20 protein-coding genes are annotated in these 21,270 nt (G+C 71.3%); 13 read left to right on the top strand and 7 right to left on the bottom strand.

All coding sequences use genetic code 11. From position 1 onward, the window contains the following. The first annotated feature begins 37 nt into the window (after window positions 1–37). The gene (locus IEZ13_RS32780) at window positions 38–742 is read left to right on the top strand and encodes a DUF6193 family natural product biosynthesis protein (protein WP_183225198.1); all 705 of its coding nucleotides are present in this window, start codon (window positions 38–40) and stop codon (window positions 740–742) included. A gap of 111 nt (window positions 743–853) precedes the next feature. Here IEZ13_RS32780 and IEZ13_RS32775 read toward each other — a convergent pair whose 3' ends face one another. Beyond that, window positions 854–3,496: a winged helix-turn-helix domain-containing protein gene (locus tag IEZ13_RS32775; RefSeq protein ID WP_183225199.1), complete on the bottom strand. Its 2,643-nt coding sequence runs from the start codon at window positions 3,494–3,496 to the stop codon at window positions 854–856. A gap of 365 nt (window positions 3,497–3,861) precedes the next feature. On the opposite strand from IEZ13_RS32775, the gene IEZ13_RS32770 reads away from it, so the two are divergent. Beyond that, the gene (locus IEZ13_RS32770; RefSeq protein ID WP_183225200.1) at window positions 3,862–4,221 is read left to right on the top strand and encodes a helix-hairpin-helix domain-containing protein; all 360 of its coding nucleotides are present in this window, start codon (window positions 3,862–3,864) and stop codon (window positions 4,219–4,221) included. Further along, window positions 4,218–5,237, top strand: coding sequence for an OmpA family protein (locus tag IEZ13_RS32765; protein ID WP_183225201.1), 1,020 nt, complete (start codon window positions 4,218–4,220; stop codon window positions 5,235–5,237). Before IEZ13_RS32770 ends, IEZ13_RS32765 begins: the two co-directional genes overlap by 4 nt. Here IEZ13_RS32765 and IEZ13_RS32760 read toward each other — a convergent pair. Then, on the bottom strand, window positions 5,209–5,400 hold the full coding sequence (locus IEZ13_RS32760) for an aldehyde dehydrogenase family protein (protein WP_183225202.1): 192 nt from the start codon (window positions 5,398–5,400) through the stop codon (window positions 5,209–5,211). The two genes, IEZ13_RS32765 and IEZ13_RS32760, sit on opposite strands and share 29 nt — an antisense overlap. Next, window positions 5,397–7,349 (bottom strand): GMC family oxidoreductase N-terminal domain-containing protein, encoded by a 1,953-nt coding sequence (locus tag IEZ13_RS32755; protein WP_183225203.1) that lies wholly within the window; start codon window positions 7,347–7,349, stop codon window positions 5,397–5,399. The genes IEZ13_RS32760 and IEZ13_RS32755 overlap by 4 nt, the downstream gene beginning before the upstream one ends. 189 nt (window positions 7,350–7,538) lie before the next feature. Between IEZ13_RS32755 and IEZ13_RS32750 the strand changes: the two genes are divergently transcribed. Continuing rightward, window positions 7,539–8,306, top strand: coding sequence for an enoyl-CoA hydratase/isomerase family protein (locus tag IEZ13_RS32750; protein WP_183225204.1), 768 nt, complete (start codon window positions 7,539–7,541; stop codon window positions 8,304–8,306). Between the two features lie 15 nt (window positions 8,307–8,321). Beyond that, window positions 8,322–9,239, top strand: coding sequence for a coiled-coil domain-containing protein (locus IEZ13_RS32745; protein WP_183225205.1), 918 nt, complete (start codon window positions 8,322–8,324; stop codon window positions 9,237–9,239). A 191-nt stretch (window positions 9,240–9,430) separates the two neighbouring features. Here IEZ13_RS32745 and IEZ13_RS47020 read toward each other — a convergent pair whose 3' ends face one another. Beyond that, window positions 9,431–9,568, bottom strand: coding sequence for an SEC-C metal-binding domain-containing protein (locus IEZ13_RS47020; RefSeq protein WP_203834023.1), 138 nt, complete (start codon window positions 9,566–9,568; stop codon window positions 9,431–9,433). Between the two features lie 132 nt (window positions 9,569–9,700). Further along, on the bottom strand, window positions 9,701–11,113 hold the full coding sequence (locus tag IEZ13_RS32735; RefSeq protein ID WP_183225206.1) for an FAD/NAD(P)-binding protein: 1,413 nt from the start codon (window positions 11,111–11,113) through the stop codon (window positions 9,701–9,703). A 282-nt stretch (window positions 11,114–11,395) separates the two neighbouring features. Between IEZ13_RS32735 and IEZ13_RS32730 the strand changes: the two genes are divergently transcribed. Next, complete coding sequence (locus IEZ13_RS32730; RefSeq protein ID WP_183225207.1) at window positions 11,396–12,031, top strand: nuclear transport factor 2 family protein; 636 nt, start codon at window positions 11,396–11,398, stop codon at window positions 12,029–12,031. Window positions 12,032–12,066: 35 nt separating this feature from the next. Here IEZ13_RS32730 and IEZ13_RS32725 read toward each other — a convergent pair whose 3' ends face one another. Next, window positions 12,067–12,285: a hypothetical protein gene (locus IEZ13_RS32725; RefSeq protein ID WP_183225208.1), complete on the bottom strand. Its 219-nt coding sequence runs from the start codon at window positions 12,283–12,285 to the stop codon at window positions 12,067–12,069. 129 nt (window positions 12,286–12,414) lie between these two features. Between IEZ13_RS32725 and IEZ13_RS47635 the strand changes: the two genes are divergently transcribed. After that, window positions 12,415–12,549: a hypothetical protein gene (locus tag IEZ13_RS47635; RefSeq protein ID WP_260179526.1), complete on the top strand. Its 135-nt coding sequence runs from the start codon at window positions 12,415–12,417 to the stop codon at window positions 12,547–12,549. On the opposite strand, the gene IEZ13_RS32720 is transcribed toward IEZ13_RS47635, so the two are convergent. Next, on the bottom strand, window positions 12,524–13,456 hold the full coding sequence (locus tag IEZ13_RS32720; RefSeq protein ID WP_183225209.1) for an AraC family transcriptional regulator: 933 nt from the start codon (window positions 13,454–13,456) through the stop codon (window positions 12,524–12,526). The two genes, IEZ13_RS47635 and IEZ13_RS32720, sit on opposite strands and share 26 nt — an antisense overlap. Before the next feature lie 102 nt (window positions 13,457–13,558). Here IEZ13_RS32720 and IEZ13_RS32715 point away from each other — a divergent pair, with 102 nt between their 5' ends. The 6 genes from IEZ13_RS32715 to IEZ13_RS32690 all read left to right on the top strand — a co-directional run bounded on the left by IEZ13_RS32715 (window position 13,559) and on the right by IEZ13_RS32690 (window position 21,216). Beyond that, window positions 13,559–14,383 carry an NmrA family NAD(P)-binding protein gene (locus IEZ13_RS32715; RefSeq protein ID WP_183225210.1) on the top strand — a complete coding sequence of 275 codons (825 nt, stop codon included), beginning with the start codon at window positions 13,559–13,561 and terminating at the stop codon, window positions 14,381–14,383. 118 nt (window positions 14,384–14,501) lie between these two features. Then, window positions 14,502–16,688, top strand: a complete 2,187-nt coding sequence (locus tag IEZ13_RS32710) for a putative bifunctional diguanylate cyclase/phosphodiesterase (RefSeq protein ID WP_183225257.1) — start codon at window positions 14,502–14,504, stop codon at window positions 16,686–16,688. Window positions 16,689–16,764: 76 nt separating this feature from the next. Next, entirely contained in the window at window positions 16,765–17,400 is a 636-nt protein-coding gene (locus IEZ13_RS32705; RefSeq protein ID WP_183225211.1) for a class I SAM-dependent methyltransferase, read from the top strand. Window positions 17,401–17,490: 90 nt separating this feature from the next. Then, a complete protein-coding gene (locus tag IEZ13_RS32700) occupies window positions 17,491–18,729 on the top strand; it encodes a tyrosine-type recombinase/integrase (RefSeq protein ID WP_203834024.1) in 1,239 nt (412 codons plus the stop codon). After that, window positions 18,719–20,800, top strand: coding sequence for a tyrosine-type recombinase/integrase (locus IEZ13_RS32695; RefSeq protein ID WP_183225212.1), 2,082 nt, complete (start codon window positions 18,719–18,721; stop codon window positions 20,798–20,800). Before IEZ13_RS32700 ends, IEZ13_RS32695 begins: the two co-directional genes overlap by 11 nt. Continuing rightward, window positions 20,797–21,216, top strand: coding sequence for a DUF6262 family protein (locus tag IEZ13_RS32690; protein WP_183225213.1), 420 nt, complete (start codon window positions 20,797–20,799; stop codon window positions 21,214–21,216). The genes IEZ13_RS32695 and IEZ13_RS32690 overlap by 4 nt, the downstream gene beginning before the upstream one ends. The last annotated feature ends 54 nt before the right edge of the window (window positions 21,217–21,270 follow it).

Here is a 21,270-nt window from a genome sequence, read left to right as displayed (position 1 = left end):
CCCCCGTGGGGGCGCCACAGTCAGTACCCTCGATCCGGTGAGCGCCGCGCCCGATCCGCTGCACTATTCCGACATCGTCGCCGCCGGGGATCTCCGGACCGCCCTCCAGGCGCGGTTCGAGGAGTCCGGTGTGCCGTTGCGTGCCGAGGTCCCGTCGTCGCCCGGCTGGATCCGGGTGGGCGCCCGGATCGAGACGGGCGACCGGCAGGTGACCGTGCTGATGGCCGTCGACGACCGCGCCTTCCTGCTCGAGTTCTGGATGCGCGGCGTCCGGATGGCCCGGGGCCGCACGGCCGATCTCGGGGAGGTCGCCGCCGGGACCGGCACGTTCCTGTCCGGTGCGAAGGTGGCCGAACTGAGCGCCACCCACGCGTTCGTGACCTACGGCGGGTTCGCCGAGGCGTTCGAGCGGGGCGAGGCGGAGGCGATCGCGTTCCGGTGGGGGCGTTACCTGGACGGCGAGGAGCCGGTGCCGCACGGCCGGGAGCTGGACGGGTTTCTGCGGGCGGCCGCGGAGGAGCCCCGGCTGCGGGCGCTGTACCCGTTCACCAGCCACTGGGACTTCGGTCTCCGGCCGGGCGTCGCGGACACCCCGAACCGGGCGGTCGCCTGGATCCGGCCGGTCGGCGACCGCTACCTGGTGGCCGGCCGCGACCGTGGCGACCTGGACCGCACCGCCGATCCGGTCGGGGCCTCCGATGCGGTAGCCCGGATCCTGGCCACATGGGACCGGGGCGCGTAGGGCACCGAGGGCGACGGACCACTCACGCCCGGCGCGGGCACAGCGGCCTGGAGGCCGCAGCGCCTCGGCGAAATTCCACCCGGGGTACGCGAACGGCGTACCGGAAAGGGGTTAAAGGAGGCCGAGGTCGCGGGCCCGGGCGACCGCCTCGCTGCGTTTAGCGGCGCCCAGCTTGCGATAGATCGCACGGATGTGCGCCTTGACGGTGTTGACCGAGATGCCGAGTTCCCGGGCGATCTCGGCGGAGCTGAGCATGGTCGGCAGGAAGAGCAGCACCTCGGCTTCGCGTTCGCTGAGCACCTCGGTGGCCGCGGTCCTGCGGGTGGCGCGAATCGCGGAGCGCACCTCCTCGAGGAAGGTCACGTGGCCGTCGCCGGGGCGCAGGAGCTGGAGGCGGTGCAGGAGGTCGTCGAGACGCCCGCCGGCGTGGACCAGGAACGGGCGGCGGATCTGTTCGCGTTCGGCCAGGTGGAGGGTGTCGCTGAGCAGGTCGACAGCCTGACCGGCCAGGCCGCGGATGTCCGCGATCAGGGCGATGATCAGGCCGGCCTCCACGGTGGCCGCGGTGTAGGGCAGCACCGTCGGCCGGGGGTCGAGCAGGCGCCCGGCCCGCCGGAAGTCCTTGTGGGCGAAGGCGAGCCGCGCCTGGGTGACCTGTTGGGCCAGATCGCCGTCGGCCACCGTGATTCCGGTCGGGGGCGCGCCGATGTCCCCGGCGGCCAGGTCGGCCTCGATCTCGATCATGGTGAGCCAGCGGTCGAGCCACGGGATCCGGGTGCGCGGGCTCCGGTCGGCGCGGGCGGCTTCCAGGAAGACCCGTGCCTTGGCCGGCTCACCGCGGGTCGCGGCCAATCTGGCCTGCGCGCCGAGCATGACGACGCGCTGCGCGGCCTCCGGCTCGCTGTGGTGGGCCCGCATCCCGTCCTGGAGGGCCTGTTCGGCGTCGGCGAACTCGCCGCGTTCCAGGTGGACCAGGACCATGGCGAGATGCGCGGCCACCGACTGCACGGTGTGCTGCCAGCCGCGCTTGATGGCCCGTTCGCGGGCGTCGCCGGCGATCTGCCGGGCGGCGGCGACCGAACCGCACATCACCTCGAGCAGACCGAGGTGGCCGTCGGCGTTGATCTCGGCGAGTTCCAGCCCGGCGGCGCGGGAGGCGCCGGCCGACGCCCACAGGTCGCGAACGGCGGCGTCCAGGTCGCCGGACCACAGGTTGGCCAGACCCCGGTTGTTGAGCGCGATCGCGCGCTGCTGGGTGACGGCGGCTCCGCCCGCGGCGACGTCGGTGGCCAGCAGATCGAGCAGCTCGTCGCAGCCGGCCCGGACCGCCGGCAGGTCGCCGACCGCACGGTCGGCGGCCAGTCGCAGGGTGAGGCGCATCAGCTCGACCGGACGGTGCTCGTCGCCGGGGCGGCGGCGCAGCAGCCGGCGGGCGTGGTCGAGGCGGGCCGGGATGGCCTCGTAGTCGCCGTCGTGGAAGAGCAGCACGGCGGCGCAGACCATCAGCTCGGCGGTGGAGTCGAGCCGGTCGGCGGGCACCTGCCGCAGCAGCCGCACCAGCGCGGACCGGTGTGCGGAGAGCACGAGTGGGGCGGCCTGGCCGGTGACCAGCCGTCCGATGTAGGTCCAGTCGCCCGCCGAGACGGCGTGGGTGAGCGCTTCCATGACCGAGTCGTTGGCGGCGTGCCAGCGGGCGGCCCGCCGGTGCAGTTCGGCGACCATGGCCGGGCTCTCCACCTGGAGGCGGTGGCCGAGGGCGTCGCGGAGCAGGTGGTGGTAGCGGAACCACAGCGGCCGGTCGCCGAGCCGGACCACGAAGTCGTTCTCGTGCTCGAACCGTTCCAGCATGCGCTGGCCGTCCCGGCCGGCCGTGATGGCGTTGGCCAGGCCGGCGCAGATCCGCTCGCAGATGCTGGTCTGGAGCAGGAACCGGCGCTGCCGCCGGGCGCGGTTGGCCAGCACCTCCTCGGTGAGGTACTCGTCGATGCCGCGGCCGTCACCGGCGAACTCGGCGACCGACCGGCTGTGGTGCCCGGCCAGGAAGCCGGCGCCGAGATGCAGACCGATGGCCCAGCCCTCGGTCCGGTCCAGGAGGGTGGCGAGGTCCGGGGCGGTGAGGGTGACCCCGTGCCCGGTCACCAGGTCGGCGGCCTCCGGCTCGGTGAACGCCAGGTGGCTGGCCCGGATCTCGGTGATCAGGCCCGCGGCACGCAGCCGGTGCAGGTTGAGGGCGGGCCGGGCCCGGCTGATCAGAAACAGCCGAACCGGCTCGGGCGGGTACCGCAGCAGGTCGCTCATCTCGGCCAGCACGCGCGTGTCGTCGATCTCGTGGAAATCGTCGATGATCAGCACGGACCGGTCCGGCAGACGGCCGAGGCCGTCGGCGATGACCCGCATGCGCTCCCGCGGGTCGGCCGGGACGGAGGTGAGCGCGGTGAGCGGGTTGCCGTCGGTGAGCAGGTCGGCGCTGCGCAGGGCGGCCACCACGTACGCCCAGAAGGTCTGCGGGTCGTTGTCGTGGCGATCCAGGTTGAGCCAGGCGACCGGCGTGCGACCGGCCCGCGCCCAGGCCGAGACGAGCATCGTCTTGCCCCAGCCGGCGCCCGCGCTGATCAGCGTGACCGGCGTGTCCATGGCCGTGTCGAGCAGGTCGAACAGCCGCTGCCGGTTGACGCCGGCGCGGGCCACCCGTGGCTGGGCGGTCTTGACGGGAATCAGGGGCAGGAGAGCCGCGCCGATCCGACTCGAGTCCATCGCTCTCCCCTGGAAGGTGCCGTATGCCTCAGCGAAACATGACGGGTCATTCAAGTCCATACCGGCACACCCATCGCAAGTGACCGATTTCGATCGTGGCACGGGTCACCGCGACAGAAGCCGTGACGCCCCGCCCTCCGCCGCTTGCCCGACGGTCCGTATCATTGCCCAGCCGGACGACCGCATCAATCCCTACCGTGTGCCTGGAAATCACGCACGCCCTGTGTGGACAGTGAGCAAACGTGCGAAATGACATTCGATGAGCACGTGGTCACTCACTGACAGGCGTCACGGTCCATTTTGCAAATGGCGCGAGGACAGCTACTGTGTGCCGCATCGCAGGACAGCTGTTTCCGGAGGTCACAGTGGCCTGGTTCGTCGGCCAGTCGCTCGTCGTCATCGTGCTCGCGTTCATTCTGGGCGTCGTTGTCGGCAGGTTCTCCGCACGTTTCGGAAATGTGTCGTCCGATGCTCGTCAGCACACCGATAATGCGCCGGAAAGCGACCGCGACGAACTGCAGCGGATCGAGGGGATCGATCCGGCCATGGCAGCCGCGCTGCGCACCGCCGGGATCCGCACCATCGCACAGCTGGCTGATAGTGATGACGACGCCATGCGCGAGGCGATGCGGGCCGCGGGGCTCGGGTTCGTCCCCAGCCTGTCCACCTGGAGCCGGCAGGCGCGGCTGATCGCCGACCGCGACGCCGAGACGGCGGCCCGGTGACCGGCGCCATCAGCGGGGCGTTCACCGACGCCGCGACCCGGCGCTGGTTCGCGGGCCTGGCGCTGCTGTTCGGGCTGACCGCGCTCGCCGGATTCCAGCTCGGGCCGAACCGGCACCGGATCGAGCACGACCTGGCCACCCGCTCGCAAGCCGCGCTGACCATGGCCGGGCACACCGGCGTACGGGTGTCGTTCTCCGGCCGGGACGCGACCGTCGTGACCGGATCGCAGGGCCAGGCCGACCACGCCCGCGAGGTGCTCGCCACGGTGGCCGGGGTGCGTGCGGTGCGCACCGAGGTGGTGGCGGCCGCGGTCCCGATCGAGCCGGCGTTCCTGCTGGTCGCGGTGGACGGCCGGGCCCACCTCAGCGGGCGGGTCGCGGCCGCCGCCACCCGGACCGCCCTGCACGACGCCGCCGCCGGCACGTTCGGGACCGTCGACGACCGGATCACGGTGGCCGCCAGGGTTTCCGCCGACCCGATGCTCGACCGGCTGCCCGCCCTGGTCCGGGCGCTGCCGCCGGACGCGTCGATGCGCTTCGGCCACGGCACCCTCACGCTCACCGGCACGGCGCGCGACGAGACCGCCCGTACCGCGCTCACCACGATGGCCCGCGACACCGGTGCCATCGTCCTGGACCGGCTCACCGTCGCCGACCCGCAGGACCGGCTCGATGTCCTGCCGGCGCTGACCTTCCCGGCCGGCGGCGCCGAGCTGAGCGGCGGATCCCGCGCGGTGCTGGGCCGGGTGGCCACGGTGCTGGCGGCCAACCCGAGCGCCCGGCTGCGGATCGAGGGGCACACCGACGCGGCCGGCGCCCGGGACGCCAACCTGGCCCTCAGCCTGGAGCGGGCCGGTGCGGTCCGCGAGGCTCTGTACGGCTACGGGATCGCCGCCGGGCGGCTGACCGTCGCCGGGTACGGCGAGACCCGCCCCGCCGCACCCGACGACACCCCGGCCCACCGCGCCGAGAACCGGCGGGTGGAACTCAGAGCTGAATCGCCTTGGTCCGGGTGAACTCGAGGATGCCGTACGGGCCCAGCTCCCGGCCGTGGCCCGACTGCTTGTAGCCGCCGAACGGGGCGAGCGGGTTGAACGCCGCCCCGTTGATCTCGACCTGCCCGGTCCGCAGCCGCCGGGCCACCCGGACCGCCCGGTGCCCGAACTCGTCAGTGTTCATCGCGCCACCTCCTCGATGTTCGCGGCGGTCCGCGAGGCCAGGGCCATGATGGTGATCATCGGGTTGGTGCCGGACGGGGTCGGGAACGCCGACGCGTCACCGATCCACACCCCCTCGGTGTCGTGCAGTTCGCCGCGCGGGTCGGCCACACTGGTCGCCGGGTCGGCGCCCATCCGGCAGCTGCCCATCTGGTGCGCGGAGAAGAGGGTCGCCCCGCCGGCCCGCAACGGCAGCCGCCGCGCCCGGTCGATGTAGGCCTCCAGGTCGTCGCCGAACCGCCAGCCCGGCATGCCCCGGCCCAGCACCCGGATGCCGCGCGCCCCGGCCGCGTGGTGCAGCCGGATCTCCGCCTCCACGGCCCGCCGCATGTTGCGCACGTCGAGGTCGTCGGTGAGCGAGTACCAGGCCACCGTGTTCCCGGCCGGATCGAGGGTGACCCGGCCGTGCCCGCGATCCCGGATCAGCCCGATGAACGACCCGTTGTTGCGGTAGTCGGCCATCGCCTGCTTGTGCTCGGCGGCCGTGGTGAACGGCAGCGCCGACGCGCCCAGCCCGGTGGTGTACTGCACGCTCTCCATCAGAAAGCCGTAGCCGTCCTCGACGTTCGCGAACTCGTTGACCAGCCCGGCCTGCGGCGCGCCCCACCACGCCTGCATGTCCGTGCCGTAGTCGCCCATGGTCACCGTGCACGGGTGCAGCCGCAGGTAGTCGCCGGCCGCCGGGCCGCCGATCCCGGACCGCAGCAGCACACCCGGCGTCTCCAGGGCTCCGGCCGCCACCACGACGACCGGCGCGCGCACCGTGACGGTCGCGGTGCCGGCGCCGTCCTCGCTGCTCCAGCGGCCGACCACGCCGGCCGCCCGGCCCTGCTCGACCAGCACCCGCTCGGCGCGGCAGCCGTCCACGACCCGGGCGCCGTGCTCGGCGACGGCCGGTTCCAGGTAGACCTTCAACGTGGACCGTTTGGCGCCGGACGGATCGCCGAAACCGAGGTGGCCGGCGATCGCGGCGTCGTGGCGTTTCTCGTCCCAGTTGCGGTAGATGGTGGCGAACGACCAGCCCAGCGCCTCGGCGCCGCGGTGCATGGCCTCGTGCACCCGGTTCAGCTCCGAACACTGATCGGTGACCGAGAGCTCCCGCCACACCCGGTCCAGGTGCCGGTCGAAGGCGTCGGTCGCCACGTCGGTCAGGCCGTGCTCGTCGGCCCACTGACGCCGTACCCAATCCTTGGTCTTGAGGCAGTTCGTCCAATTGATCACCGTGCCGCCGCCCAGGCCGGCCCCGGCCATCAGGGTGACGTTGAGGTCGCCGGTCGGCTGCGGGCCGCCACGCCAGTACGAGTTCTGGTAGGCGGCGAGTTCGAGCTGGTGGAAGTCGGCCTCGGTGCGGTAGCGGCCGGCCTCCAGCACCACCACGCGGCGGCCGGCGGCGGCGAGCCGGCCGGCGATCAGGCCGCCGCCCGCGCCGGAGCCGACCACCACGACGTCGGCGTCCAGTTCCAGGTCGCCGCCGTCCGGCCGGACCGGGGTGATGGCCGGCCCGTCGGCCGGCGCCGCGGCGACCGGGCCGGGGTAGCCGAGGCGGGTCCAGTTCGGATTGCGGCCGTCCGGGCCGACCGCGCCGTAGGTGATCAGCAGAATGACGCTGGTCAGCGAGCCGATGCCGGCCGCCGCCGGGGCGGAGGCCAGCGAGAGTGTGGTGAGGATCTGCTCGCGGGACTCCGGTGAGGCGGTGCCGAAGCCCTGGAGCGCGAGGATGTCGAGCAGGCCGCCGATGGCCGCCTGCTGCTCGTCGGGCATGGTCGCGAGCATCGCGAGCACGCCCTGATCGGCGCCGACGTCGGTGGCGCTGCGCGCCCAGAACCCGTCGGTGTCGCCGGGATGCGGAAGGGAGGGGACGATGGTGTCGCAGAGCAGCCGCAACACCTGAGTCTGTGCGGATGAGAGCATGCCGGTCCTCCTTGACCTGAGCCCTCAATCTAGGTCAGTTGATGTCGGCGTCTGTGATTTCCGGTTTACTTCTTCCGTGCCTCGTCGCGTTTGCGACGAAGCGGGCGATCACCGGGGACGGCCACGCCCCGGCGAAAAGAGCCGTGCGACCATGAGGGCTCGTTAAGGTTCCGCACCGGGAGGCATGTGGTGAGCACCGATCTGTCCGTCACCGTCGACGACGGGATCGCCCTGATCGAGATGCGCCGCCCACCGGCCAACCACTTCGACGAGGCGCTCATCGGGCGGATCGTCGAGGCCGCCCTCGAACTCGACCACACCCCCGGCTGCCGGGTCATCGTGCTCGCCTCCGAGGGCCGCCACTTCTGCGCCGGCGCGGACTTCGGCGGCGGCGAGTTCGCCCGGGACCACGTGGACGCGGCGGAACGCCTCTACCGGCGTGCGGTGGAACTGTTCGACGTCCGTACCCCCATCGTCGCGGCCGTGCAGGGCACGGCGGTGGGCGGAGGTCTCGGCCTGGCGTGCGCCGCCGATTTCCGCGTAGCGGACGCCGACACCCGGTTCGTCGCCAACTTCGCCCGGCTCGGCTTCCACCAGGGCTTCGGCGTCAGCGTCACGCTGCCCGAGCTGATCGGCCGGCAGGCCGCCACCGACATGCTGCTCACCGGCCGACGCGTCGGCGGCGAGGAGGCCTTCCGGCTCGGTCTCGCCGACCGGCTCGCCGCACCCGGCCGGCTGCGCGAGACCGCGCACCGGCTCGCCGCCGAGATCGCCGCGTCGGCGCCGCTCGCGGTCCGGTCGATTCGCGCCACCCTCCGCGGCGACCTGGCCGAACGCGTCCGCAAGGCGCTCGACCACGAACTCGCCGAACAGAAGATCCATTGGGCGACCCGGGACAGCGCCGAGGGTATCCTGGCCAGCCTCCAGCGGCGGGCCCCCGTCTTCACCGGCGAATGATCAGGAGGTTCCTCGTTGAACATGCCGTCGCTCGACGATCTCGACCGGGAGATCGCCCGCCTCGCCACCCTGCTCACCGAGCGCGAACAGCTCATGCCGCGGCGGACCGCCCTCCGGGCCGCCATCACCAAGGCCGACGCCGAGCTGGCGAGCCTGACCCGGCTGGCCGACCGTGCCACCGGTCCGGCGCGGCTGCTCGCGTCGCTGCGCGGCGGGCGGGCCGAGGCCGCCGCCGCGGGCGTCCGGCTTCCGGCGGCCCGGGAGGAACTCGCCGCGCTGCGCGCGCAGCTCGATGATCTCAGCGCACGCCTCGACGAGGCACGATCAACCCCTTCGGCGTACGCCGCCGCGCTCGCCGCCAAGGAGAAGCACCTGCGCGACACCGGCCACCCCACCGGTGAACGCCTCTCCGAACTGGCCGGGCTCCGCGGCGACCTGGTCGCCGAACTGGCCCGGCTCCAGCGCGCCGAGATCGCCGCAGGCAAGGCCGCCGAGGGCTTCCGGCGCGCCGACGAACTGCTCGGATCGGCCGGGAAGTGGTCGGCCTACGACACGTTCATGGGCGGCGGGAGGTTCGGCAGCCACCTCAAGCACCAGCGCATCGAGAGCGCCGACGACTACGTGGCCGCCGCTCAGCACCAGGTCGACGTCATGCGCCACGAACTCGGTGACGACCGGGAGGCGGCGCCGATCTCGCTGGACATCAACGGGACCACGAAGTTCCTCGACGTCATGTTCGACAACATCTTCACCGACCTGGCGGTGCGCAGCCGGATCAACCGCGGCCAGAAGGAGATCGTTGAGGCGTTCCTGCGGGTGCGGGAGATCCGGGCCGCGCTGACCGCCCGCACCGCCGAGGTCCGCGACCGCCTCCGCAAGCTCGAAACCGAACGCGACGCCCTACTGGTTCCTTTGCCACGCCCGCCAGGCTGAGATCGGTGGTCCCGCGGATCCGGCCGCTGTCTCGGCGGGTGGATGCGCACGGTCGCCGTGTCGTGGTCGCCCACCCGGCATGTGACCTTGGCAGCCGCACACGGGTGGCCTTCCGTGCGCGCGCACGCGTACAAGAAGGAGGCCGGAAGGGGAACGCGGACCCCTTTCCGGCCTCCACCGATGGACGTCAGTCACGGCAGTAGTAGTGGCCGTTGCTGTCGTCGAAGCGCCCGCCCCGACGGCAGCAGCGACGGAAACCGCCGCCCGGTGCCGCACGGGCAGGGGTCGTTGCCACCGAGCTTCTCGATCAGCTCGGTGTCCTTCCCCACGACTCGCAGCCCCCGTTTGACCTGCGACTCGCTAGAGGGAACCCCCGGCGGCGCTTGCTGGTCGGCTCAAAAGGAGAAGTCGGTCTCGTCGTCGCGGTACATGATGGCCTCCCTCGTCGGCGGATCGGTCGGTCAGACCGTAGTGGGCGCCGAACGGGCCCGCGACGTATTTACCGCGGTGGCCAGTCGCTCGGCCTGACGGCGGATCTCCGGGATCGCGGTGGTCTCCCAGAGGTGCCCGCGGCTCAGTGGGCCGATCAGCCACAGGCCGGGCCCGGCGCGGCCGTCCGCGTCGATGTCGAGGCCGCGCCGGTGCGGGCCGGGACGTAACAGCCCCTCGTCGAGCAGGGCGCCGAGCAGGGGTCCGGGCGTGACGGGCGCCGGGGCGGGGCCGGTGCAGGCGATCACCGTCGCGTACCACCGTGGGGTCTCGCCGTTGATCGTGACGGTGAGGCCGCCGGCGGGATGGGGGTCGACGGAGCTGATCCGGCCGGCGCGGACGCGCAGGTCGCCGGCGCGGCGCAGCCGGTCGACGCGGGCGGCTACCGCGGGCGCCATGCGATGCCGGTGGATCTCCCAGAGGCGCTGGCAGTGGCGCAGGAAGCGGTCCTGGGCGGCGTGGTCGAGGCCGGTCCAGAGGTCGTCGGCGCGGCAGCGGACGGCGTCGACGACGGCGGTCCAGTCGGCGCCCGCGGCGACGGCCGCGCGCACGGCCCGCAGCAGCGGGGCCAGGTCGCGCGAGGCGGGCAGGTCCAGGTCGATCGGGGCGGGCGGCCGGTCCGGGTGGGCGAGCGGCAGCAGGCCGCGGCGAGAGATCAGATCCAGCGGGGTACGCCGTCCGCGCTCGCGTTCGGATGCGCGCTCGAACTCGGATGAACGCTCGCGCTCGGTCAGGGTGAGTGCGACGTCGATCGCGGTGAGGCCGGCGCCGAGCAGCAGAACGGGCTGGTCGCGGGGTACGGAGTCGAGCGCTCCGGGCGCCCACGGGTCGCCGATGTAGGCGCCGCTGTCGGACGCGGCGTCGCTGATGCCCACGGGCCGGTGCGGCGGCGGGTTGCCGAGGGCGAGCACGACGTGGTCGGCGTAGGTGGCGGCGCCGGTGTCGTCGAGGACGAGGTGCCCGTCGCCGTAGGGGCGTACCGCGGTGGCGGTGGCTCTCCGGTGGTCGAGCCGCCCGCTGCCGAGGGCGTGGGTGAACCGGTCGGCGAGGTAGGCGCCGTAGTGGGCGCGGGGCAGGAAGTCCGCCGGGTCCAGGGGCAGGCCGCGGGCGTGGCTCCAGCGGAGCAGGTGCTGGGGGTCGCCGGGGTCGGCGCTCATCGCGGCGGCGCGGGAGTTGAGCAGGTGCCAGGGCCGGGCGGTGCCGTAGGCGACACCGGGTCCCGGGGTGGCTCCGGGCTCGATCAGGACGATGCGGTAGTCGGGACATCGAATCAGGGCGCAGGCGGCGAGCACGCCGCTGGCGCCGCCACCGATGATCACGACGGTGCCGGCATGGGTGGCCGGTTCGCTCGCCGCGCCCGTTCGGCGGATGACGGTGCTGGTCATGAACACGTCCTCCCGATGGGGTCTGACCTGCTCCCAGCTAACCACATCTCCCATTGACTTAGTAGGCTTTCCCCCGGCGAGCCGCCCGGCGATTATTGACAATTGAATCGACGCTTTGTCGTTCGTTAATAGATGAGTCGTTTTGCAAATAGGTGTTAACCAATGAGGTCTTTTGCCGCCGGTCCTACGTAGATATCGTGATCAACGCTTTGAATTACGGGGGGTAATCAAAACACGACACATCGAAGCCCCCCTGCCCTCATTCTGGAAGGACACCAGACGTTGTCTGAGACCCCGTTGTGGCTGCAGGGCCGCACCGCCGTGATCGAGGCCGCCGACCAGGCCGAGTGGCGCCACGGCACCCCGGACTACCACCTGTCGCACACCGTGATGCCCGGCCAGCGGACCACCGAGCACGCCCCCGGCTCCCTGGAGGCGATCGTCGAGTCCATCGTGCAGGTCTTCGAGATGGAGGTCTCGCACAAGACGGACCCGTCCACCTGGGTCTCGATGGTGACCGAGCACTTCCGCACGAATGTGAACGGCGGCCCCTGGGCGTCCGCACAGGACATCGCCGACACCGGCAGCTACAACGTGCTGGTCGGTGACAGCCCGTTCTACAAGCCGGAGTCGTTCGACGGTCAGCACGACGTCTTCCACGGCGCGTTCCCGAACGGCTTCTACTGGGAGGTCCTCGAGGTCCTCAGCCCGCCGCCGGTGGTCACCTTCAAGTGGCGGCACTGGGGCTCGTTCGACGGCGAGTACCACGGCCACCAGCCCAACGGCAAGACCATCGAGATGTACGGCCTGAGCGTCGCCAAGGTCAACGACGACCTCAAGCTGCTGGAGGTCGAGCACTACTACGACCCGAACCAGTTCCTGAGCAAGCTGACCGGCGGTTGCCCGGTCGCCCACTGACCCGGCGGGCCGGTGCCGTTTGCCGGCGGCACCGGCTACGTCGCGTTCAGCACCTCGAGCAGTGGCAGCGGATCGATGTAGCCCCGGCACGACTCGATCATCCCGCGGGCGCACCCGGCGGCCGGAACGGCCACTCGATCCACCCGTCCGGCGCTGCCGGGCCAGGGCGAGTGGACGCACACGGTCGCCCGACCGTGCCCGCCGGAACGGCCGACCACCTGGGTGCCCGCCCACGAACCGCGGGCCGTTTGCACCCACCCACCCCACGACCAGCAAGCGCACACAAACGCACCACCGCGCGACCCCACCACCCCACCACCCCGGCGCCCGCACACGGAGGGCCGAGCGCGTGCCGATACCCGCTCGCGGGGCCGGGCGCCGGCATGTGGGCGGCCGGGCTGGTGCTGCGGGTGGCGTTCGAGCGGTGGGTCGCCGATGCCGAGCCGGGCGACCTGCGGGCGCTGATGCGGGAGACGCTGGCCGCGCCGCGGGCTACCGCCGGAACTGCTGCGGCGTAGAACCGCGCTCCCGCTTGAACGCGACGGTCAGGGCGAACGCGTTGGCGTACCCCACCTGCCGGGCGATCGAGGCGATCGTCGCGTCGGTGTCCCGCAGCGCCCCGGCCGCCACATCCAGCCGCCACTGCGTCAGATAGGTCATCGGCGGCTGCCCGACCAGCGTGGTGAACCGGCGCGCGAACGCCGCCCGGGACGCGCCGGTGGCGGCCGCCAGCGACGCGACCGTCCACGACCGGGCCGGATCGTCGTGCATGATCCGCAGCGCCGCGCCGACCAGCGGATCGCCGTGCGCGCGGTACCAGCCGGGCGGGTCGGCGGCCGGGCGCGCGAACCAGCCCCGCAGCGCGGCGACCAGCGCCAGGTCGAGCAGCCGGTCGAGCACCACCTGCTGACCCGGTTCGTCCCGTTCCACCTCGGCGGAGAGCAGGTCCATGATCGACGACTGGACGTGCTCGCGCTCCACGTGCACGACCCGCGGCAGCGCGGCCAGCAGGCGGCCGCTGACCGAGCCGGAGACCTGGTAGGTGCCGCTGGCCAGCAGCGTCGCGCCGTCGTCGGGGCCGCCGAGCCGGGCCGCCCTGGTGCGCGTCCTGGTGTCCGCGGTGATGTCGAGGCCGTCGGCGGTCGTCAGGCGGTTTTCCGGGTGGACGAGGATTTCCGGTCGCGTGCCGGGATCGTCGGCCACCGTGTACGGCTCCGGGCCCTGCACGATCGCCACGTCCCCGGTCCGCAGCAGCGTCGGTTCGCCCTCGTCCGGCACGACCCACGCCTGTCCGCGCAGCGGGGCGGCCAGGGCCAGCGGCGCCCGGTCGACGATCCGCAGCCCCCACGGCGGGTCGAGGGTGGCCTGGCAGAAGGCGGCGGTGTGCGCCCGTACCCCGTAGAGGAGATCTCCCAGCGGATCCATGAGGTCGCAGCGTAGACGCTCAGACATGCGAACGAGCCCAGCGAACATGGATCGTCTCACCCCTCGCCGAAAGACTGTAATCACCAATCGAGGGAGGCACACATGTTCGCTGTCACCGGGATCACCGGCCGTGTCGGCGGCGCGGCCGCGCAGGCGCTTCTCGCCGCGGGCGCGCCGGTCCGAGCCGTCGTCCGCAACCCCGCGTCGGCCCACCCCGGCGGAGAGGTCGCGGTTTCCGACCTTTCTGATCGTACGGGTCTGAGCACCGCGTTCTCCGGGTGCCGTGGGGTGTTCGTCATGCTGCCGTTCACCGGCGGCGCCGAGCCCACCATGATCGAGGCGATCGCCGCGGCGGTGGCCGACAGTGGCGTGTCGCACGTGGTGATGCTGTCGTCGACCGGCGCCGACCTGCCCGACGGCACCGGCCCGATCCGCTGGCTGCACCACCTGGAGCAGGCGCTGCACGCGACCGGCGCCCGGCTCACCGCGATCCGCTCGCCGCATTTTCAGGAGAAGGCCCTGGAGACCGGGGCCGTCGAGTCCGGCGTCTACCCGGTCTTCGCCGACTCGGCGGACGTGCCGTTGCCGATGGCCGCGACCGTCGACGTGGGCGCGGCCGCCGCACGGGCGCTGCTCACCCCGCCCGCGGCGAGTGAGGTCGTCGACCTGGAGGCGCCCGCCTACACCGAGCGGCAGGTCGCCGAGATCCTGGGCAAACTGCTCGGCCGGGAGCTCACCGTGGTCACCGTCCCGCAGCCCGCGTGGCGCGGCGCGCTGGCCGATGCCGGACTGCCCCCGGAACTGGCCTCCGAGCTGGCCGCCCTGTACGACGCCGACAACCGCGGCATTCTGCGGCCGTGCGGCGATCGCCGGGTGCGCTGCACCACCGAGCTGGAGCAGACACTGCGGGATCTGCTCACACGATGAGTTCCCCGACCCTCAACTCTCGCCGGTGTGCGCCGATCGTGCGGATACGTCGGACACAACAGAGCTGAGGGGAGGTCATGTGGCTCGACCGGGATGGTTGACGAGGTTCGCCGTACTGATGGCGGTCTCCGAGGTCGTGCTCATCGTGGCCGGAACCCGAACCGCGTACCCGGTGCTGCTGGTCTGGGTCCCGGCCGTGGCCGGGCTCGCGGCCGCGGTCACCGCCTTCCGTGGCGCCGCGGTCCGTACCGGCGGCGACCTGCGCGCCTTCTGGCGGCGGGTGGCCGTCGCCATGGGCTTCGTGCTGCTGGCCGGGATCAGCCAGACCATCGACGTCGTCACCCTGCCCTGGTCCGGAATGCCACCGATCGGCGCGCGCACCCTCTGCCTGTACGTGGCGGGCACCGTCCTGGCGATCACGGCGCTGCTGCGGTTGCCGGGCGGCGGGCGCACCTGGCGTCAACTGCTCACCGCGGTGCTCGACGTCGCCGTGGTGGCGGTGACCGGCGGCATCGCCACGTCCCAGTACATCGGCTGGTTCATGAACCGGTTCGGGGTCAGCGAATCGGCCTGGTGGCTGAACATCGCGATGATCGCGATCGCGGTGGCCGGCGCCGTGGTCGTGGTCAAGATCATGACGGCCCGGCGCAGCCCGATCCCCCGGGCCTCGCTCTGGTGGCTGGCCCCGATCGGGCTCGCCGGACCGCTGTCCACCCTGCTGATGACCGCGTTGCGGCCCTGGCCGCACCTCAACGGCAGCGCCGCCGTACTACCGTTCGTCGGCCTGTTCGGCGTGCTCGCCGCACACGCGCAGCACCGCCGGCTGGCCGCCGGTGGTGGCTCCCCCTGGATCGCACCCCCGTCGGCCGGGCGGCGCGGCAGCGCCGTGCCACTGGTCGCCACCGGCCTGGTCAGCCTCCTGGTCGCCATCGTCTTCCTGCGCACCGGCCACCTGACCACGGTCCAGGTGGCCGGAACCACCATGCTGCTGCTGCTCGTGGTGGCCCGGCAGGCGATCGCGCTCGCCGAGAACAACAGCCTGCTCGACACGGTCGCCCGGCAGGCCATGCAGGACGAGCTGACCGGCCTGTTCAGCCGCCGCTACTTCACCGCGGCCGTAGCGTCCACCACCGGACCGCACACCGTGGTGCTGATCGACCTCAAGGAGTTCCGGGCGATCAACGACGGCCTCGGGCCGGCCGCCGGGGACGCGCTGCTCACCGCGTACGCCGAACGTCTCACCGCCCTGGCCGGCCGCCACGCCGTGGTCGCCCGGCTCGGCGGCGACGAATTCGGCCTGCTGCTGACCGCCGCACCCGACACCGTCGACCGGCTGCTCGCGTCCGGCGCCGAACCGCTGTCCGCCGCCGGTCACGAACTGCTCGTCGAAGTCTCCATCGGGGTCACGGACGGCGACACCGGCGACGCGGCCGACTCGTACCGGCGGGCCGAACTCGCGCTGCGCGAGGCGATGGCCGGCGCCGGCGGCCGGGTGGTCCGCTACGACGCCACCCTGGAACGGCAGCTCAGCCGCCGGGCAACCGTCGCCGCCGACCTGCGCCGGGGCCTGGCCGCGGGCGAGTTCCACCTGCTCTACCAGCCGATCGTGAACCTGCCCGACGGCCGCCTGGTCGGCGTCGAGTCGCTGGTCCGGTGGGGAGACGTCTCCCCGGCCGGATTCATCCCCGTCGCCGAGGACACCGGCCTCATCGTCGAACTGGGCGCCTGGATCCTGGACACCGCGTGCGCGCAGGCCGCCGAGTGGCGCCGCCGGCACGGTCCGGACGCGCTGCGCTCGGTAGCCGTCAACGTGTCGGCCCGGCAGCTGCTCGACCCGGCACTGCCGGAGATCGTCGCGGCCGCCCTGGCCCGGCACGGCCTGCCGGCACAGCAGCTCACCATCGAGATCACCGAGACCGCCGTGTTCGGCGGCGGCCGCGCCCTGGCCAGCGTCACCGCGCTCTCCGAGCTGGGCGTCAACATCGCCCTGGACGACTTCGGGACCGGCCACTCGTCGCTGGGCCTGCTGCGCACCTGCCCGGTAGACGCCATCAAGGTCGACAAGTCGTTCGTCGACGGCCTGGGCGGCAGCCCGCAGCAGGAGGCGATCGCGATCGCACTGACCGGCATCGCCGAGACGATGGGCCTGCGCACCGTGGCCGAGGGCGTGGAGACCGCCGAGCAGGCCCAGCGGCTGTACGAGCTGGGCTACCGCCAGGCGCAAGGCTTCCACTTCGCCCGCCCGCTGCCCGCCGATGCCATCGACGAGATGCTCGCCGCCCAGCAGAACCGGGTGGCCGCCTGAGGCTCCCGCCGATGCTCGGACACCAGCGGGACCGGGCGGCTGCCTGGGGCTTTCGCCGGTGTGATTGCGTGGGCGCATGCTGCTCGATGATCAGGCCCTGCACGTGTCGTCGGTGGTCGCGAACAACGCGATGAACCGGGAACGGCAACTGTCCGGGGTGAACAGTTACGCCAAGGTGCTCGGGTTCGATCCGGTGGAGTCGCTGGCCGGGACGGACCGTTCCTGGCTAGACCTGTGCTGCGGCAGCGGCCGGGCGCTGATCCAGGCGGCCGCCCTGCTGGACGTGGCCACGCTTGTCGGGGTCGACCTGGTCGACGCGTTCGCGCCCGGTGACGGACCGGAACTGATCGCCGCGCCGGTCGAGACGTGGACCCCGGACCGGACGTTCGACCTGATCACCTGCGTGCACGGGCTGCACTACGTCGGAGACAAGCTCGGGCTGCTCGTACGCATCCTGAAGTGGCTGAAACCCGGCGGAAGATTCGTCGCGGACCTGGACCTGACGAGCATCCGGATGGCCGGCGGCCGGCCCGCCGGCCGTCGCCTGACCACACTGCTGCGGGCAGCCGGCGCGGAGTACGACGCCCGCCGTCACCGCATCAGCTGCACCGGCCCACGCGAACTCGCCCTGCCATATGTCTATCTCGGCGCCGACGATCGCGCCGGCCCGAACTACACCGGCCAGCCGGCCGTCCACTCCTACTACCGTTGACATCCTCCCCGCCCTGAAGTTATCCACGGTACCGAGCGGCCTCTAATCCATGTAATCAACAAGAGTGCCCCTCCTTGACCTTCCTTGTTGATGAAGAACTATCCTCGGTCCTTCATCAACAAGGAGATTGAGAGGGACGTGGCCTACACCGTGCCGCTGCGGCCACCCGGGGGACGCCGCACCTGGACCGTGGTCGACGCCGAATACAGGACCGTGGCCCCGGTTGAGGAGTGGCTGGAGTCCCACCGTGCCGAGTGGTCACCAAACACTGTGCGGTCGTACGCGACGAGCCTGGCCCATTGGTGGACTTTCCTCGAACGGCGCGACGAGACCGGCAAGTGGAACGCGGTCGGCGTCCCCGTCGTCGCCGGCTACCTGTCATGGTTGCGGAACGGCCGGACCGTCGAACGCACCCTCACTGCACCGGAGAACCCGCCGTCGCCGGAGACGTTGGAGGCTCGGCTCGCCGCGCTGATCTCCTTCTACCGTTGGCAGGCCGCTGTTCGCGAAGTCCCCGTGGCCGCCAAGCTCCTGCGTGGAGTCCCACGGCGGGCGCCGGCCCGAGGACTGCTGTCCCACCTGGACAACCGCACGCAGCCAGGCCCGTCGTCTCTGGTCCGGGTTCGCACCGTCAAACGCCGCGACCGGCCCCCTGTCCTGCTGCCGCAGCAAGTTCAGGCCATCCTCGATGGCTGCGCGACCTATGACCCGGCGACCGGGGAGTGGGTCGGCAACCTGCGAGACCGGTTCTTCTTCGCTCTGCTGGCCGAGACCGGCATGCGCATCGGCGAAGCCCTGGGCATGCGGATCAACGAGTTCGTCATGGGCCGTGGCGGCACCCCGCAGGTCGACGTCATCCCGCGCGAGGACAATCCCAACGACGCCCGCGTGAAGATGCTGCGTCCCCGCCGTGTCTATGTCGGCAGCGACCTCGAACGCCTCTACGCCGACTACCTCACCCTGATCGCCATGCGGGCCGCCGACCTCGGCCTGCACATCGATTCCACCGATTCGCTGTTCGTCAACCTGGACCGGCCGCCCTACCTCGCGGCACTGCGTGAGGGCACCGTCCGCGACAAGGTGGCCGCACTCAAACGCAAGGGCATCGGACCCGCCGACTGGACGCCCCACTGGTTCCGGCACACCCACGCCACCGCCCTGCTGCTTGGCGGCACCGCTGACTGGGTCGTCTCCCGCCGCCTCGGACACGCCCATGTCCAAACCACGCTGGACCTCTACGGCTGGGTCACCGAAGACGAAGCGCTGCGGGCCGCAGCGAACTGGAAGAACTACACCGAAGGCTGGAAGGTCACCACCGATGCGATCTGACGCCCTCCGCGTCGCACCCACTCCGGCGTCCACCGACGGGCTGGGCAGGCTCCTGGCGGATCTACCGGCCGACTGGCAAGGCGAGGTGATCGGCCCTGGCATCGACGGCTGGCACGCCCGGACTGAGAAAGGCCGAGCGGCCTCGCTCCGTCTCGCCGGGCTGCCGTTGCGATTGCGGACCGAACTGGCATGGATGGCCCACTGGCAGTTCAAGGACGGAATCGGAGTCTCCGTGTCGGATTTCAACCAGGCAGCGACCGCGCTGGCTTGGGCCATCACGTCAGGAAGGGAACAGCCGGCCTCGATGGCCACGCTGGACAAGGACACCTTCATGCGGCTATACCGGACGTCCTTCGAGTCTCGGCGGGGTCGTCTTCCCTCTCAGGAGAGCGCCGACCGATTTGGCAGGGTGCTGTTCGGTTATCCGCAGATGGCGCTGATCGCCCGGTTGAATGACAGACCGTGGTGGGCGCTGGACAACTGGCACCCCCGTTGCGACCCCCGCATCCCGATCAGAGAGCGCGAGCCGCGACGCTCCGAAGGATGCAGCCCGGGGAAGGCTGAGATCCCCTGGGTCCGCGAAGCGATCAAGTGGTTCGCCGGCACGATGCTGGAGTCGGGGACAAAGACCTGGTCGACCATCACCAGCCGCTCGATGCTCTTCCTGCTGATGTTCGACCGCTGGTTGGCCACCACCGCGGAACCCGCGAATCTGACCAGAGATCCGGCCAAGGCGGGTGCCCTGGCATCGTCGTTTCGGCGCTGGCTGAGCGATCCAGCCAACCGCCCGAGAACCTCGGGGCAATCAGTCAGCCAGCGAGCAGTCAACGACGGCCTCCGGACCGTCAGCGAGCTGATGGCATTCATCGTCGATAACCGCGATGAGTGCCGGACCGTCCTCGGCCCGTCCCCGTGGGACGACCTGACAGAGATCCAGCCCGCCGTCTGGCGCAAACAGATCACCAGCAGCCGAGGAACGGGTCCGCTGGTCAACGACGAGAACTACGTGGACGATCATACCCTTGCGCAGATCACGACAGGGCTGCCGACACTCGGACAGAGCAATCCTCAAGCCATGAGAATGCTGCTCCTGCAGATCCTCACCGGACGTCGGGCCAGCGAAGTCTGCATGTGTGACTTCGACTGCCTCTCGCCCGCTACCGGCAAGGCCGTCGAGGCTGCCGAGGGCGAACAGGTCGCCCGGTTCCGCTACGCGCAGAGCAAGATCGACCAGGCCCCGGACACGATCCTCGTTGACGCCGAAGTCGTCGCGGTGATCGAGGAACAACAACAATGGGTCCTCGACCGCTTCCCCGGCACCCAGCCCCGCTACCTCTTTCCTCAGCAACACGCCAACGCCCACGGCACCAAGCACATGAGCGCACCGAACTACGGGCGCATCCTGCGCGAGTTCAGCGAGCAGGTGGACATTACCGACAGCAAAGGACGCCCGGTCCGGCTCAGCAAGACCCACCGATTCCGGCACACCCGGATCACCCGACTCGCCGAGCTGGGCCTGCCCGTCCATGTCCTGCAGCGATATGCCGGCCACGCGAACCCCACCATGTCCATGCACTACGTCGCCCGCCGCGAGGAACACTCCGAGCAGGCGTTCCTGGCCACTAGGAAGTTCAAGGCCGACGGCACCGCCGTCACGTTCTCCCGCGAGGACCACGACGGCATGCAGTTGTTCAATCGGGCGGATCGCTTCCTTCCGCACGGCTACTGCCTACTACCGCCGCTGCAGACCTGCGACAAGGGAAACGCCTGCCTGACGTGTTCGGTGTTCGTCACCGACTCCAGCCACCTGGACACGCTGCAGCGTCAGCTCGACGAATCCGAGGCTCTGATCGAGAGGCAGACCAGCGCGTTCCAGGCTCGGCACGGCCGGCCGATGCCCGACGACAACGTGTGGCTCCTTCAACGCACCGCCGAGCGTGACGCCCTAACCAAACTGCTGACAGCCATGCAGGACAACCCGGGGCGGCCCTGCCAGGGCGCGGGCAGTCCCACCTCCGGACCGACACCCATCACCATCGACACGATCCGGCACCGGCAGGAGCGGCCGTGAGCGACACCCGGCAGCAGAGGATCGACAACCTCACGGACGCGGCCCGTCGCAAGTCGCAGGAGAAGGTCAAGGCCGCCGAGGCAGCCATACGCAGGCTTATCAAGCGCGGCGACCCGGTGACCTTCCAGGCCGTCCAGCGCGAGGCGGGCGTCTCGCAGAACTTCCTCTACAAGAACGCTGATCTGAGAGCAAGGATTGAGCACCAGCGGCAGATCCATCGCCCGGCCCCGCGCCCGGTCCCGGCCGCGGCGGACACCGAAAACAACATCGTCATGGCCCTCACCGCGGAGGTCGCGAGACTGAAGAAGCGACACCGCCAAGAGGTCGACGAACTCCGCAAAGCGCTTGAGCAAGCACACGGCGAGAACCTTGCCCTTCGCCGCGAACTCCAGCGCCGAGGCGGGTCCGACGGCTGACCAAAGCACTCGTCCATACTCGTTGATTACATTGCATCAACGATATGAGGTGCC

This window comes from Actinoplanes campanulatus (assembly GCF_014647795.1).
Classification (GTDB): domain Bacteria; phylum Actinomycetota; class Actinomycetes; order Mycobacteriales; family Micromonosporaceae; genus Actinoplanes; species Actinoplanes campanulatus.
Note: the sequence above shows the minus strand (reverse complement) of the source record. Positions and strands in the feature narration are given on the sequence as shown.